This is a genomic window from Aquimarina sp. KJ22-3 (genome assembly GCF_055808215.1).
Genome location: NZ_CM147859.1, coordinates 369,330 through 383,630 on the forward strand (window position 1 = coordinate 369,330; position 14,301 = coordinate 383,630).

The following is a 14,301-nucleotide window of genomic DNA, read 5'->3' on the forward strand; positions in this document are numbered from 1 at the left end:
AGAAGGGGTGCTTACTCTTGCTTAAAATGATCTTTTATTTCTTTGAGAACCGAGGGTAGATGATCAAAAACCATATAATTTTCAAATCGAAATACAGTAAAACCCAAAGATTCAAGTTTTTTACTTCTAATTTGGTCATTCTCTTGGGCATTTAAACTCATGTGTACTTCTCCGTCTAGTTCGATGATCAATTTTTCTTTGGCACAGTAGAAATCAACAATGTAATTTTCAATACTATGTTGTCTTCTAAATTTTCTTCCCTCTAACTTTTTTTGTTGTAAATGACTCCATAAAAATGCCTCTGCCGAAGTGAGGTTTTTGCGCAAATTTTTTCTATGGACTTTTAGTTCAGGCTTGTTATGTATTTTTCTTTTCATGTTTGAGTGGCGTTACCCTTTCCGTCTACCTAAGGTAGACACCTTTCCCTTCAAGGGAAAGGAACTGTTTTTAGAAACTAAACGAGTAACAATATATAACTTATCATAGGATGTGAGAACTTCTATCACTTAATCATATATTAAAATTATATTCCATGCCAAGATATATGAGTATCTTTACGGCGTTAAATCTGATAACATATAATGCAACAACTTCGCAGAAACAGAAGACTAAGAACCAATGATGCCATTCGTTCGTTGGTTAGAGAACATACAATTACTCCTCATGATTTTTTGGTTCCCCTTTTTGTAGTAGAAGGAAAAGGTGTGAAAGAAGAAATAGCTTCGATGCCAGGATATTATCGATATAGTTTGGATCTCTTGGTAAACGAGGTAAAGGGGCTATGGGCTATGGGTCTAAAATCGGTACTGCTGTTTGTAAAGGTGCCCGATGCACTCAAAGACAACAAAGGAACCGAAGCCATTAATCCTGAAGGATTAATGCAACGTGCTATTAAGACCGTAAAAGAGGCTACTCCAGAGATGTTGGTGATGACCGATGTAGCTCTGGATCCTTATTCTTCGTATGGCCATGATGGTATTGTAGAAGATGGGTATATCGTTAATGACGATACCTGCAAGGTACTAGCTGATATGGCCTTGTCACATGCACAGGCGGGAGCAGACTTTGTGGCACCTAGTGATATGATGGACGGTCGTATTTTGGCAATTCGGGAGTTGTTGGAGCAGGAGAATTTTAAAAATACTGGGATCATGAGTTATAGTGCCAAGTATGCTTCGGCATTTTATGGTCCGTTTAGAGATGCCTTGGATTCGGCACCTGGATTTGGAGATAAGAAAACTTATCAAATGGATTTTGCTAATCGGGATGAAGCCATCAAAGAGACCCTGATGGATATCGAAGAGGGAGCAGATATCGTGATGGTAAAACCGGGGTTAGCCTATTTGGATCTGGTGAGAGATGTACGAGATGTTGTAGACGTACCTGTGGCTGTGTATCAGGTAAGCGGTGAATATGCCATGCTGAAAGCTGCAGCCGAAAAAGGATGGTTGGATCACGATGCTGTGATGTTGGAGCAGATTATGGCGTTTAAAAGAGCAGGAGCGCATATCATTGCCAGTTACTTTGCCAAAGATGTGGTAAAGCTGCTGGGTTAGTATAACCTAAAATTAGTAGTTATGGTAAGCAGAGAACGTTTGTATCAAACTTTTGGTGAGTTATTGTATGTCATTGCGATGAGCGATGGCGTGATTCAGAAAGAAGAAGTAGAAACCCTGGAAGATATCCTAAAAGGGCATCCCAAAGGAAAAGATATCAAATGGTCTTTTGATTACGAAAGTGAACAACAAAGTGATATCGATACCTTGTACAAAAAGGTGATCGAAGTGTTTTCAGACAATGGACCAGACGAAGAATACGACTTTATGATTTATGCCTTAACCAAAATTGCTGAAGCCAGTCAAGGGGTAACTCATCAGGAAGAAAAGGTCATCAATAATTTTTCAAAAGATCTGCTGGAAAGATTTATTAATGATATTGAAAACATCAAAGAAAAATATAGATAAACACACACAAATTCATGCAAAAAATTGCGTTACTACTTGCCTCTATACTACTATTGGCAAGCTGTCAATCTGAGAAAAAAGAAAAAGAAAACACCATTGTCATCGGTAAAAAACCTGTCAAAGAAACTCCTTTTGATACCGGGAAAGCTATTTTTAATGGTAAAGGAAAATGCTATACCTGTCACAAGATTGATAAAAAATCCATTGGCCCTGGAGTAACGGAAATCATGAAGATATATGAAGAACAAGATGGGGATTTGATCGCTTTTTTGAAGCAAGAGGCAGGACCTATTGTAGATCCGGAAACCTATACCGTGATGAAAACCAATTTTGCGATTATCAAAAACTTCTCTGACCAGGAGTTAGAAGCTTTGAAGGTGTATATGCAAGAAATAAGTAAGAAGTAATGATCAAACAATTTACATTTTTGGGGATGTTTCTCCTAATATCAAGTGCTGCTATGGCTCAACAATTTTCACCCAAAACTGCTTTTTTAGAAAAGTGGGAAAACTCCAAAAACTACCTTTTAGAAATTGCAGAATCCATGCCCGAAGAACAATATGGATTTCAACCTACGGAGCGGGAGATGGATTTTAAAAGTCAGTTGCTACACATTCGCGGGAATATGTTATGGTTAGGAACCACACATTTTTCTGAAGAGAAATTTGATCGCAAAGCACTTCAGGAAAATATACCGCAAACCAAAGCAGCAACCATCAAAGTATTAAGCGAAGCTTTTGACTATGTTTTAGAACGTATCAAAGCTACAGACGAAGATGATTTTACGCAAGAAGTCGATTTTTTTGCAGGAAGAAAATCGAAACTACAAATTCTGAATCTGCTTCAGGATCATGTAACCCATCATAGGGGACAATTAATTGTTTATCTTAATCTGAACCAGATCGAACCGCCTCGATACGTAGGCTGGTAATCTTTTATTCGTGATAAATACCTAAAATCCGTACTTTAGCTACATAACTATACAACAACCATGACCTTATTACTTATTTACGCCGTATTATCTATTTTCTTTTCGTTTTTATGTTCGATACTAGAAGCGGTACTACTGAGTGTAACACCAACCTTCATTAATGTAAAAAAGAAAGAGGGGAAGCCATACGCGACCACTTTAGAAAATCTAAAGAAAGATGTAGATCAACCGCTTATTGCTATTCTTACTTTAAATACGATTGCGCATACCGTTGGTGCTATTTTGGTAGGGGTGCAGGCAGAGCAGTTACCATATAAATTTGAAATATGGGGTATAAATGTGGTAGGTATTGTATCTGCGATTATGACCATATTGATTTTGGTAGTTTCTGAAATTATACCAAAAACGATTGGAGCAACCTTTTGGAAACAACTAGCCAACTTTACTTCAAAGGCTTTGTTGATATTGATAGCACCGCTGAAGTATACAGGGATTTTATGGTTATTACAGTTAACCACCAAGGTAATTGGGGGTAAAGGACACCATGGATCAGTGCTGAGCAGAGAAGATTTTTCTGCGATGGCAGATATCGCTGAAGAAGAAGGTGTTTTTGAAGAGTCAGAATCGAAAGTGATCCGAAACTTACTTAATTTTAAGTCTATTCCAGCCAAAAGCATCATGACACCCCGCACGGTAATGAAAACTGCGTCAGAGGATACCAATATTCGAGAGTTTTTTGAAGCGAATAAAAACTTACGTTTCTCCAGAGTACCCATTTTTAAAGCTAATGCAGATAATATTACCGGATATGTACTTAAGGATGATGTATTCAAATCTGTAGCCGAAGGTAAAGATCATCAAACACTTGCAGATCTTAATCGAAAGATTTTTGTAGTGGATCGTAATATCCCTGTTCCTACCTTGTTTGAAAAGTTAGTTGAAGAAAAGGAACACTTAGCCTTGGTAGTAGATGAATATGGTTCGGTGAGTGGTCTGGTAAGTATGGAAGACGTGATAGAAACGCTTCTTGGTCTTGAAATTATGGACGAGAGTGATACCGATGCCAATATGCAGGAGCTTGCCCGAAAGAATTGGGAAATGCGTGCCAGAAGACTTGGTATTTTAGAAGACAAACCCGAGGATCAATAATGGATATCGCGTATATAGAAACCCCATTAGGAGTGGCTTCTATATCGGGAGATGAACATGGTATTGCCAGCATTTCAGTAACTCAAGAAAATCAAGACTTACTTAGTGAAGAGGTTCCTTTGCACTTAAAGGACGCTGTACAGCAGCTTCAAGAGTATTTTGAGGGGAAACGTACTACTTTTGATTTGAACTTAAATCCTTCTGGTACCGAATTTCAGAAAAGAGTTTGGAAAGAATTACTTAGGATTCCCTTTGGGAAAACAGTGTCTTATCTGGATATCGCCAAAAAGTTGGGAGATTCAAAAACCATACGAGCAGCAGCAAGTGCCAATGGTAAAAACCCTTTATGGATTGTAGTACCCTGCCATAGGGTAATTGGTAGCGATGGGTCTCTTACCGGATACGCTGGGGGTTTATGGCGCAAAAAATGGCTATTAGAACATGAGAGTCCGGTAAAACAACAATCTCTATTTTGATCCCATTATCCTTCTAGATTCATTTTATACATAGTTTTGTGCATTTTATACAGTGATTTGTGCTTTTAATGTAATGAAATGATGCAATTCCTGAGATTAGCGGTACTTTAGATTTCATAATCCCCTTTAGTGAAGATCTAAAATTTGCTTGTTTTTGAATTATAAAAATGGGTTAAAGAATTAGTAAGAATTAGACTCTCACAAATCATTTCAATATATGTGGCTGGTTATTGCTTTTTTGCAGTAGCCAGTTTTTTTGTGACTTTCCAAAAAAAATGAAAAAAAAAGTAGGGTAAAACTGATTCAGTGTGTTTTAGGTATGGCCGACGTCTATTTTTGGATAAAAACAGTTTTGTTTTAATCTGAAAATGAGTTAATTAACATAAATTGATCTTTTGATTACAGGGAGTGCACTTGGTGATAGTAAACGAGGTGTTCTGATTGCTATGAAGAAAATTAACATCATAGCGATCAGTTGCATACTATTGGTATGTAATTTTGTAATCGGACAAAGTGTTATTGATCGGGAATTAAAAAAATCGATTACTCTTCAAAATGATTCCATAAAACTTTTAATTAGAAGAGGAGATAGTCTACAAAGGACCAAAGAGGTCGCTCTTGCCGAGACAAGTTATAAGAAAGCCTTTCGATTAGCTAGAAAAATAGGAGATAAAAAATTTATTGTCTCTTCTGGATTACGGTTAGAACGATTCTTATCTGCTATTGAAGGAAAACACAATGAGTCCAAAGATATCATTGATTTTGTTAAGGATTTTTGTATCAAAATAGATGATCAGGATTGTGTAACGATCACTACGATTCGTTATGGAGAGTTGCATAATAGGCAATCGCAATTTATGAAAGCCCTCCAGTACTTTAATGAGGCACTGCAACAAGCAGAAAAAGCAGAAAATCCAACTAATCAATGGGAAGCACTTACCGCCAGAGGGTTATTCTTTATGGATATCGGAGATCTGGATCAAAGTAAAATTGATTTTAAAAAAGCCATTGCGCATCTCGATGAAGATGCAGCTTATAGAAGAAGCCTTTCCAACATTAATATTTCTGCATCCTTTTGGGATAACCAACCAGATTCTACCATTTATTATTCTCAACGTGCATTGAAGACCTGTATGAGTGACAATACGTCGAGAACATGTAATCTCGCTTATAACAATATGGCATGGTCCTATTTTAAGAAAGGGATGCCCGAAGAAGCCTTAAAAATAATCAACGAAAATATCGACTTTGACCATGTTGAATATAATGATCGAGATAGTTTGTATCCAGCGTTAATGCATACCCTTGGCTCTATTTATCATGAATTGGGTGATTACATAAAGGCGATCAACTATTTTAAAATAGCCGAGGAGTTTTTTATTAAAAAGAATGATATCGCTAATACGATAATCACAAAAGAAGATCTGTCTAAATCTTATGAACAAACCGGAGAGCTATCAAAAAGCTTACAGCTTTTACGAGAAGTAAAGCCTTTAATGGCCATGTTGGATAATATAAGAATCAGTAAAGAGATTGCCAAAGTAGAAAGCAGGAAGTTACTAAAGCTAAGAGAGGCTCAGATTTCGGATTTGGAGCAGGAAAATCTGGAAATAGGGAAAGCAATGAGTAAAAGTAGATTGTTTAGCTACTTTTTAGGGTTGTTTTTGTTAGTGTCTTTATTCTTTCTGTTGTATAGAGGTCATACCAATAAGGTACGTTTTCACCAACTTAATGAAGAGTTGAGTTTAAGCCGATTAAAATCATTACGATCGATGATGAATCCTCATTTTCTGTTCAATTCTTTTAGTACGCTTCAGAATTTTATTTTGAAAAAGGATAACCTAAAAGCAAACGAGTATATGACAGAGCTTTCTGGGCTAATCAGAAATGTACTGTCTAGTTCAGACAGTATTTATATTACATTCAACGAAGAACTACAGATTTTAAAATCTTATATCAATATAGAGCAAGGACGTTTTAGTGAAAGTTTTGACGTGGTGTACGATATTGATGAAACTTTAATATACACCAATCCGGTAATTCCTTCGATGGTCATACAACCCTATATCGAAAATGCAGTGATTCATGGATTTTCACACGCTGATCAAAAGGGGGAACTAGTGGTGTCTTTCAAAAAGGAAGACAATGCGGTGATATGTAAAGTACAAGATAACGGCATCGGAAGGGACGAAGCCGAAAGATTACAAAAAGAAGGGAACGATACTATACATTTGTCAATTGCAACCAGGAATACAAACGAGCGATTACGAATATTAAGTCGAATTGGTAATGATAAGGCCAAGGTAGTAATCAATGATCTTTTTGATGATGCCGGCAAAGCCAAAGGTACCGAGGTCATCATCACATTACCCATAATAAAACAAAGGAAATGACAGAAACTGTGAAATGCATCATAATAGATGATGAGCAAAAGGACAGAGAGAATATTAGAATGCTCCTGGATTCGTACTGTCCACAAGTTGAGATCATAGGAGAGGCCAATGATAGATCTTCTGTTTTAAGTGTACTTACCGAAATGAAACCCGATTTGGTGTTTATGGATATTCAATTGGGAGCGATATCGGTTTTTGATGTGCTTAATGAATTAAGTGGTTTCGATTTTAAGATCGTTTTTGTAACTGCATTTGATAAGTATGCGATCCAGGGATATCAGTATGACGCTATCGATTATTTGCTAAAACCGGTAGATCCAAAACGATTGATTCAGGTGGTAGATAAAACTTCTAGATTGAAGGATCAATTCAAATCCAAAGAAAGTATTGTCAACGACTTTAAAGAGTTGTACTCTAAAATAACTGAAACACCTAAAATTTCGATTACCGATGCAAAAGGAGTGCATGTAGTAAAAGCGATCGATGTTTTGTACTGTGTTAGCGATGGAAATTACACCACCTTTGTCATGACAGACGAAACCGAAATTGTGATTTCAAAAAACCTGAAACATTTCGAAACCAAACTACAGAATTATAATTTCTTGCGGATTCATAAATCGTATTTGGTAAACCTGGATCATATCGATTTTTTAATCAAAGAACAAGGAGGCTCTGTAATCATGAAGAACGGAAAATCATTGCCTATTTCCAGAAAAAGCAAAAAGGACTTATACGATAAAATGAATGTCCTGTAAAAACTGGTATTTTATTGCTAATTAATTTTGAATGAGGGTGTTTGAGTTACGGCTTAATGTATGAAGAACAGTCATTTATACAGTAAAAAGCACCGTTAAAACATCAAAGAGAGATATACTGACCCAAGTATTTACCTTTAAACTCTCTATAAACTCACAAAATTAATTTACTATGAAATTGAATTATTTGAAAGTCAGTGCGCTAGTGTTAACTACACTATTGTTATTGACTACTTCTTGTTCCAAAGATGATGTGAACAATGAAGCTGCGCAGGAGGTGAGCTCACTTCCAAGGGATGTTTTAAACAAGGTAAGAGAACTAGATCTCAACCCAGAAGCTTTTGAGGTAAAACATGCCGTATATCCCAATGGTACAAAAGTACCGGTTGTATTAACAGACGATATCGCTATGGAAAAAAGTAGATTCTTGAAAATACCAAGCGATAATGGCGGTATTGCAAAACAGTATCAAACAGAGTTTTTGATTGATACCAATGTGCATGAAGAGGTGAACATTATTGTGTATACAGGGCCTACTATTTTTGATGGAGATACTCCAATTGTTACTGGGTTATCTGAAGCTGCACAACAAGGTGTAAGGGATGCTGTAGAGAACTGGAACTCGGTTTGGGGGTCACGTTTAGTTCTCAGAGCAGAGTTTACAACAGCTACAACTTTTGATCCCGATTTCTTTGAAACGTTTATCGTGGTGAATTCATCCTTAGAAGGATTTGGAGGTTTTGCCGATTTTCCAGACGAAAATGGAAATCCAGGGAACTTTGTACAAATCAGTCCAAACTCAAGCACTTTTGCAGACCGCGTCCCTGATGCTATAGAGCATTTGATCACTCACGAATTGGGGCATGCTATCGGTTTTCGTCATACAGATTGGAATAGTAGACAAAGTTGTGTAGATCTTGGTCTGGAGCCAGAACCATCTGTAGAAGAGAACCCTCCTGCAAGGATTTTTGGAACCTTACCTAGTATTCCTGGGATCATAGAACAAGAAGATTCGATTATGAATGCGTGTTTTAACGCAGATACCACCACTGGAGAACTTAATTTTTTCGACGAGAATGGATTAAGATCGCTATATCGTGGTTTTTAAATACGTTAGTATTTGTTTAGGTGTAAAAAGGTGTCTCTTGTAGACACCTTTTTTTATGAGTTTCATTTTTTGAAACTCCTTTGGATTACTATTGCATAAGTATTGGTAGAATAAAGTTACTCTTTTACAAAATTTGTGTTGACCCCTTTTCCAAATCTATTCTTCCTACTTATGCATATGTGGCTTATGGTGAGATTTATTTTCTTACATTAGTAGAGCTAATGTTGAGCAACTAAATAACATTGTTTTTACCAATTCGATATTACTATGAAAATCATTAAGAAATTTCTCAAAGGTCTTTTGTTTTTAATCTTGCTATGTGTAGTCTTACTATACATTTTTGATTATGATTACATCCTAAAAGGAGTTAGGGTGGTTTATATGACAGGTCATACTACAGCATATCTTGATGATTATGAATATTTCGATAACCGAACTATCGAAAAAGGAAATGGAACTACTCCTTGGGCAATTCACGATGATTATAACAAAGCGAAGAGTACCGAACGTTTGGATAAAACCAATGCCGAGTTAGGAACGGTAGCATACATGATTATCAAAAATGATAGTATTTGGTACGAAAACTATGCCGAAGGATTTGGAAAAGATTCTAAAACCAATTCGTTTTCTATGGCCAAAAGTATTGTAACCGCATTATTGGGTAAAGCGATTATGGATGGTTATATAAAAAACCTCGATCAACCTGTGGGAGATTTTTTACCAAAGTTTTCTGAAGGACTGGCGGCAAAAACAACGGTTGGAGATTTATCATCGATGTCTTCTGGATTGAATTGGACAGAGCATTATACCAGTCCGTTTTCGATCACGGCAAGGGCATATTATGACCCTGATATAAGAGAGGTAATGTTGGGCTTGGATGTAGTGGATGAACCTGGGCAAGAGTTTCGATATTTGAGTGGAAATACGCAATTGTTAGGGATGGTCATCGAGAAAGCAACAGGAAAAAGTTTATCGACGTATCTGAGTGAGAGTTTTTGGAAACCCATGGGTATGGCCAACGAAGCAATCTGGCAATTGGATAGTGAAGATAGTGGTATGGAAAAAGCCTATTGCTGTATAGCGAGTAATGCAAGGGATTTTGCTCGTTTTGGAATGATGTTTAAAAATAAAGGGGTGTACGCCAACAAACAATTACTTCCCGAAAGCTTTACCGAATTAGCCACCAAACCAAGATTTCCAGCAGATGATATGTATGGATATGGTTTTTGGATCTCAGACCATATGGATAAGCACATTTTTGCTATGAGAGGAATACTTGGGCAGTATGTAATTTGCATTCCCGAAGATAATATTATGATTGTACGATTGGGACATCAACGGGGTACTTTTATGCCTGGAGAGTCTTTTACCCACGATTTCTTTGTCTATATCGAAGAGGCGTATAAAATGTTGGAGAATGCTTCATAAACTGAATCTGGAACATATTCTATTTCTGGATATTGAAACCGTTCCTGAACATCAAAGTTTTGGGGAATTGGATGAAGAGATGAAAGGATTATGGGCCGATAAAACCAAATACCAACGTAAAGAAGAATATTCTCCCGAAGAATTCTACGAACGTGCAGGCATTTGGGCAGAGTTTGGTAAAATCATTTGCATATCTGTAGGATATTTTCGATTTCAGGGGGAACAACGAATGTTTAGAACAACCTCGTTTCATGGTGAAGAGAAACAGCTTTTAATCGATTTCAAGAATTTACTGGAGACCCATTACAATAGTTCACGACATTTGTTATGCGCACATAATGGTAAAGAGTTTGATTTTCCCTATATCGCACGTAGGATGATTGTGCATCAAATTGCATTACCGTATAAGTTGAATTTATTTGGAAAAAAGCCTTGGGAGGTACCACATTTGGACACTTTGGATCTATGGAAATTTGGAGATTACAAGCACTACACTTCGCTCAAATTACTTACACATATCCTGGGAATTCCTTCTCCAAAAGATGATATCGACGGAAGTCAAGTGAGAAATGTATATTACGAAGAAGATGATATCGATCGCATTATCGATTACTGTGAAAAAGACACAGTAGCAGTGGCTCAAATATTACTTCGTTTACGACAAGAAGAGCTTTTGCATGATAATGAAGTGATTTCCGTATAAAATAACTGTAGAATTTAATTCATTCTGTTTTTTCGATCCTGATCGGTAGGAAAATACAAATTAGAACTGCTGTAGGTTGTACCAAAAGTCTTTACGGCAGAATATACTTGTTGTATCGCATCTTCTACCTGACTTACAGACAATTCTTGTAAGGGGTGAATAAAAGCGGCCCAAATTACATCGCCAGAAATCGCATATTTGATATCCAATGCAGAATGAAAATTAGCTTCCAGGCATTGATGATATTCTTCTTTGGTCATACCAGCATGTTCTTTGATAGGAGAGATGATACGCATGCGATTATGGAGCGCATCAGACAAACAAACGAATTGAACGTCTTTAATTACAAAATGCCAGTTTCCTAACGAACCTTCAATTTGATCTGCAAATAACTTAAGAATTTTGTCTAATTTTTGGTTGTCCATAAACTACACTATTGTTTCATCTTCAAGGTAGCAATTAATGCTTCAAAATCCTCGATCACGGCACTGGATTTTTCCTTTAAAAACCCTTCAAATACTACAGCATTGTTTCCGTGTGTCACGGTTTGAACCAATAATTTACTTGGGTTTCCATTCATAATACCTTCAATTTTAATTTGATAGGCAGAGTAGTCGTTTAGTGCGTCATCTGAAGTGCTTATGATTTTGGCATCGCTCAGCCCGTTACTTTTTAACGATCCAACCATTTGTTCAGAAATACTTTTGGCAGTCATGGACGAATCTGTAGGCACAGGAAGCACCAACATAATAGAATCCCGATTGGTGTCTGGATTGTCGATTCCATTTACAGAATAGATAAACATATTGGCGGCCGATTTGGCAAATTTGAACTTGGTGTTCGAATCATCAAGTTCAAAAGCAGCGGCGGCAAAAGGGTCTATTGGTAAATCTTTTTGATAGGTGGCAGATAGTAGTGATTTTTTAATCTGTTCTTCGGTGCGGCCATCTTTTTGCGTATATAAAGCCATGATCATCACCGAAAATGATTCATCTCCAAAAACCAGACTGTACGCTTTTTTGTCTGGATCTGCTTGCATATGAATATATTTGGCAGGGAATCCATTAATTGTCATTTCCTGATAATCAAAAACGGTAGCTCCGCTTTGTTGAAAACGCTCTTTAGAAAATTTACCAGCATTCGAATAGAAATTACCACCCACTAGATCATACACTTGAATCAAAGCATTTTGCCCTTTTTCTAGTCCCGTAAATGCCGTAGCAATCGAAAAATCATCAGGAGGGATCATAAAAAGCTTCGTGCCGGGGATATTAATGTGTTTTGCCGTTTTTTGATTAGAAATAATCAGGTTATCCTTTGATGAGGTCTGACCGGCTGTTGGGAGCACAGTAAACAAAAGGATGGCAATTAAGAGATATTTCATAAATTTTTTTAGGGCGCTATCTTATCAAAAATAGCGTTTTATTTCGTTATCAAACAGTGCTTTAACGAATTAAGATAAATAACCCCCTCCAGCAGGAGGGGGAATTCGGTAATTATATGTCCGTTGTGTCCCCCCAACAGACTCGAATTATTGTTTCTTTTGTTCGTAAACAGGTAGATTCGAGTAAGTCCTTCGATATAATTACCAGCAAGCAGGGCAGAACATGGTTCTGCGCCTTCAAATATGGTTGGTATTGTACGTTAACATAAAGAGTCAGAACATGAAATCCGTGTCGTTGCCCTATATAACTATATAGTTCAACAATGAAGTTTCATTCTGAAGTTAGCCCGAAATATAATTATGTTATTGAGTGTGAAGATATTTCGATTGCGAATATAAAGATTTATTTTAACATATGGGTGTTTTTGTTAACGTTTCTTTAGGAGAATTTTTTATTGCGCTTTTTGATAAGCTTCTTTTAGCCAAACAATCAATTCGTCGTCGATTTGATCTACCGAAGAAATTTTGACTCTATGTGTACACATAGTACCAAACGGTCCTGAATTTTCGAGACGTTCTGTATAGGGTTTGTCTTTTAATTTTAATCCAAGATCTATTCTAGTTTTAGTAGCAGGTTTGATAAGTGCAAATTGTCGTTTTCTGATAATGCTCACACTGGTTTTTTTTGGTGTTTTGATCACGTCTACTCCAAATGCAGTAACGGTGTCGATAAGTTTTTCATAGATAGGGATCAGTGCTTCTTTTCCCTCATATTGTTTGGTAACGAGATCATCAGGACTATCTTGGTTTTCTTTAGAAAGAGTGACAATGGTATTGGCAAAACCATGAGTAACCCCATGCTCCGTTTTAAGAAATTTAACCGCTTCCCCATGTTTAGCAAAAGCTTTTGTTTTTAAAATTTTGATCCATTCTTCAAGAGACTTTCCCGTTTTTTCAGGTATATTATTGATCATGGTTTGTAAAGCGTCATTCATATGTTTTGATTTTAAAGTGAATGCTACAAATTAGGTAAACCTTGTTATACGGGTATAGTAAAAAATTAACCTTTTCGATCCAAAGGGAAGAAGTTGGGTTCGTCATTATTGAATTCTAAAGAGATAAATTCTTTGGGATTGAATCCCGAAAACTCTTTGAATTCCTTAATAAAATGGGATTGATCGGTATAACCACATTGATAGGCAATTTGCGACCATCGAATTTTTTGCTGGGTATGGATAAGCTGAAGAATTTCATTGAAACGTACAATGCGATGAAATACTTTGGGAGTAAGACCACAGAACTTTTTGAATTGACTAATCAGATGTTTTTGTGTTTTGGGGTAGGTTTCGACAATAGTGTTATGTTCGGATAAGGGGTTATTGGTAAACTTTGCAATGATCTCGAGTAATGTGTTTGGTGGTGTTTTATTTTCTTGATACTGTTGCAATAACCATTGCTCTACCAGTTCAAATTTTTCGGAAGAAGAAGCTTTGTGAAGAAGTTGTTCCCTTAGCTCCAAGATATCGTTTCCAAAGATGGTTTCTGCATCGACAACTTGGTTGTTGAGTTCATTGATGGGGGTATGCAAAAATGGATATGCTCCAAAAGCCTTAAACTGCATGACAAACATTTCTGAATCCTGATGGGCAGAAATCGATAAGTAGTTTTTATGCATTCCTGATATCCATACTTTGGTATAGGTACGGTTGGGTTGCAATGTTTTATTATCGAATGTTTGACGAGGTATTCCGTCCAATTCAAAAATAAGGAATAGATGCCCGGTAGGAACAACACGTTCTATAGAATGGTCTGGAGTGAAGTGCTTAAAATGGAATACCGATTCGAGATAAAGGTCTAGCGGTTGATTGAGGGTATGTGTTTCGAAGATCATGAGCTGGATGATTGATTCCTCTAAGATAAGCAATGGTTGTAAGTATTACCAACTTGTAGAAAATAGTAATACTTGGTATCAAAAAACCCTAAAGTCATAAACTTTAGGGTTTTTCATTG

At 36.7% G+C, this 14,301-nt stretch carries 16 protein-coding genes; 11 read left to right on the forward strand and 5 right to left on the reverse strand.

Features of this window, described 5'->3' with window-relative positions; genetic code table 11:
* Window positions 1-11 precede the first annotated feature (11 nt).
* Window positions 12-377, reverse strand: a complete 366-nt coding sequence (locus AC0L3Q_RS01645; RefSeq protein ID WP_473284532.1) for an endonuclease domain-containing protein — start codon at window positions 375-377, stop codon at window positions 12-14.
* Window positions 378-581: 204 nt separating this feature from the next.
* Between AC0L3Q_RS01645 and hemB the strand changes: the two genes are divergently transcribed.
* The 11 genes from hemB (at window position 582) to AC0L3Q_RS01700 (ending at window position 10,907) form a co-directional block, all read left to right on the forward strand.
* The gene (gene hemB / locus AC0L3Q_RS01650; RefSeq protein ID WP_473284534.1) at window positions 582-1,556 is read left to right on the forward strand and encodes a porphobilinogen synthase; all 975 of its coding nucleotides are present in this window, start codon (window positions 582-584) and stop codon (window positions 1,554-1,556) included.
* Between the two features lie 21 nt (window positions 1,557-1,577).
* Window positions 1,578-1,964 (forward strand): tellurite resistance TerB family protein, encoded by a 387-nt coding sequence (locus tag AC0L3Q_RS01655; RefSeq protein ID WP_473284536.1) that lies wholly within the window; start codon window positions 1,578-1,580, stop codon window positions 1,962-1,964.
* Window positions 1,965-1,978: 14 nt separating this feature from the next.
* On the forward strand, window positions 1,979-2,371 hold the full coding sequence (locus tag AC0L3Q_RS01660; protein WP_473284538.1) for a c-type cytochrome: 393 nt from the start codon (window positions 1,979-1,981) through the stop codon (window positions 2,369-2,371).
* A complete protein-coding gene (locus AC0L3Q_RS01665) occupies window positions 2,371-2,895 on the forward strand; it encodes a DinB family protein (protein WP_473284540.1) in 525 nt (174 codons plus the stop codon). Before AC0L3Q_RS01660 ends, AC0L3Q_RS01665 begins: the two co-directional genes overlap by 1 nt.
* Window positions 2,896-2,955: 60 nt before the next feature.
* Window positions 2,956-4,044 (forward strand): CNNM domain-containing protein, encoded by a 1,089-nt coding sequence (locus AC0L3Q_RS01670; protein WP_073319766.1) that lies wholly within the window; start codon window positions 2,956-2,958, stop codon window positions 4,042-4,044.
* Window positions 4,044-4,520, forward strand: a complete 477-nt coding sequence (locus AC0L3Q_RS01675; protein WP_473284542.1) for a methylated-DNA--[protein]-cysteine S-methyltransferase — start codon at window positions 4,044-4,046, stop codon at window positions 4,518-4,520. Before AC0L3Q_RS01670 ends, AC0L3Q_RS01675 begins: the two co-directional genes overlap by 1 nt.
* Before the next feature lie 395 nt (window positions 4,521-4,915).
* Window positions 4,916-6,913 (forward strand): tetratricopeptide repeat protein, encoded by a 1,998-nt coding sequence (locus AC0L3Q_RS01680; protein ID WP_473284544.1) that lies wholly within the window; start codon window positions 4,916-4,918, stop codon window positions 6,911-6,913.
* Window positions 6,910-7,668, forward strand: a complete 759-nt coding sequence (locus AC0L3Q_RS01685; protein WP_473284546.1) for a LytR/AlgR family response regulator transcription factor — start codon at window positions 6,910-6,912, stop codon at window positions 7,666-7,668. The genes AC0L3Q_RS01680 and AC0L3Q_RS01685 overlap by 4 nt, the downstream gene beginning before the upstream one ends.
* A 172-nt stretch (window positions 7,669-7,840) precedes the next feature.
* On the forward strand, window positions 7,841-8,776 hold the full coding sequence (locus AC0L3Q_RS01690) for a M57 family metalloprotease (RefSeq protein ID WP_473284548.1): 936 nt from the start codon (window positions 7,841-7,843) through the stop codon (window positions 8,774-8,776).
* A 267-nt stretch (window positions 8,777-9,043) separates the two neighbouring features.
* Window positions 9,044-10,204, forward strand: coding sequence for a serine hydrolase domain-containing protein (locus AC0L3Q_RS01695; RefSeq protein ID WP_473284550.1), 1,161 nt, complete (start codon window positions 9,044-9,046; stop codon window positions 10,202-10,204).
* Window positions 10,194-10,907 carry a 3'-5' exonuclease gene (locus AC0L3Q_RS01700; RefSeq protein WP_473284552.1) on the forward strand — a complete coding sequence of 238 codons (714 nt, stop codon included), beginning with the start codon at window positions 10,194-10,196 and terminating at the stop codon, window positions 10,905-10,907. Before AC0L3Q_RS01695 ends, AC0L3Q_RS01700 begins: the two co-directional genes overlap by 11 nt.
* A gap of 14 nt (window positions 10,908-10,921) precedes the next feature.
* Here the strand turns inward: AC0L3Q_RS01700 and AC0L3Q_RS01705 are convergent, their stop codons facing one another.
* The 4 genes from AC0L3Q_RS01705 to AC0L3Q_RS01720 form a co-directional block, all read right to left on the reverse strand.
* The gene (locus tag AC0L3Q_RS01705; RefSeq protein ID WP_473284553.1) at window positions 10,922-11,332 is read right to left on the reverse strand and encodes a hypothetical protein; all 411 of its coding nucleotides are present in this window, start codon (window positions 11,330-11,332) and stop codon (window positions 10,922-10,924) included.
* Window positions 11,333-11,340: 8 nt separating this feature from the next.
* Complete coding sequence (locus AC0L3Q_RS01710; protein ID WP_473284554.1) at window positions 11,341-12,291, reverse strand: hypothetical protein; 951 nt, start codon at window positions 12,289-12,291, stop codon at window positions 11,341-11,343.
* A 452-nt stretch (window positions 12,292-12,743) separates the two neighbouring features.
* Entirely contained in the window at window positions 12,744-13,286 is a 543-nt protein-coding gene (locus tag AC0L3Q_RS01715; RefSeq protein WP_473284555.1) for a DUF5655 domain-containing protein, read from the reverse strand.
* 65 nt (window positions 13,287-13,351) lie between these two features.
* Window positions 13,352-14,182, reverse strand: coding sequence for a helix-turn-helix domain-containing protein (locus tag AC0L3Q_RS01720; protein ID WP_473284557.1), 831 nt, complete (start codon window positions 14,180-14,182; stop codon window positions 13,352-13,354).
* Window positions 14,183-14,301 lie beyond the last annotated feature (119 nt).

What these genes read in the sequence shown, in the direction of transcription:
- AC0L3Q_RS01645 (WP_473284532.1), bottom strand. Translation starts at nt 377, where the DNA reads ATGAAAAGAAAAATACATAACAAGCCTGAACTAAAAGTCCATAGAAAA.
- hemB (WP_473284534.1), top strand. Translation starts at nt 582, where the DNA reads ATGCAACAACTTCGCAGAAACAGAAGACTAAGAACCAATGATGCCATT.
- AC0L3Q_RS01655 (WP_473284536.1), top strand. Translation starts at nt 1,578, where the DNA reads ATGGTAAGCAGAGAACGTTTGTATCAAACTTTTGGTGAGTTATTGTAT.
- AC0L3Q_RS01660 (WP_473284538.1), top strand. Translation starts at nt 1,979, where the DNA reads ATGCAAAAAATTGCGTTACTACTTGCCTCTATACTACTATTGGCAAGC.
- AC0L3Q_RS01665 (WP_473284540.1), top strand. Translation starts at nt 2,371, where the DNA reads ATGATCAAACAATTTACATTTTTGGGGATGTTTCTCCTAATATCAAGT.
- AC0L3Q_RS01670 (WP_073319766.1), top strand. Translation starts at nt 2,956, where the DNA reads ATGACCTTATTACTTATTTACGCCGTATTATCTATTTTCTTTTCGTTT.
- AC0L3Q_RS01675 (WP_473284542.1), top strand. Translation starts at nt 4,044, where the DNA reads ATGGATATCGCGTATATAGAAACCCCATTAGGAGTGGCTTCTATATCG.
- AC0L3Q_RS01685 (WP_473284546.1), top strand. Translation starts at nt 6,910, where the DNA reads ATGACAGAAACTGTGAAATGCATCATAATAGATGATGAGCAAAAGGAC.
- AC0L3Q_RS01690 (WP_473284548.1), top strand. Translation starts at nt 7,841, where the DNA reads ATGAAATTGAATTATTTGAAAGTCAGTGCGCTAGTGTTAACTACACTA.
- AC0L3Q_RS01695 (WP_473284550.1), top strand. Translation starts at nt 9,044, where the DNA reads ATGAAAATCATTAAGAAATTTCTCAAAGGTCTTTTGTTTTTAATCTTG.
- AC0L3Q_RS01700 (WP_473284552.1), top strand. Translation starts at nt 10,194, where the DNA reads ATGCTTCATAAACTGAATCTGGAACATATTCTATTTCTGGATATTGAA.
- AC0L3Q_RS01705 (WP_473284553.1), bottom strand. Translation starts at nt 11,332, where the DNA reads ATGGACAACCAAAAATTAGACAAAATTCTTAAGTTATTTGCAGATCAA.
- AC0L3Q_RS01710 (WP_473284554.1), bottom strand. Translation starts at nt 12,291, where the DNA reads ATGAAATATCTCTTAATTGCCATCCTTTTGTTTACTGTGCTCCCAACA.
- AC0L3Q_RS01715 (WP_473284555.1), bottom strand. Translation starts at nt 13,286, where the DNA reads ATGAATGACGCTTTACAAACCATGATCAATAATATACCTGAAAAAACG.
- AC0L3Q_RS01720 (WP_473284557.1), bottom strand. Translation starts at nt 14,182, where the DNA reads ATGATCTTCGAAACACATACCCTCAATCAACCGCTAGACCTTTATCTC.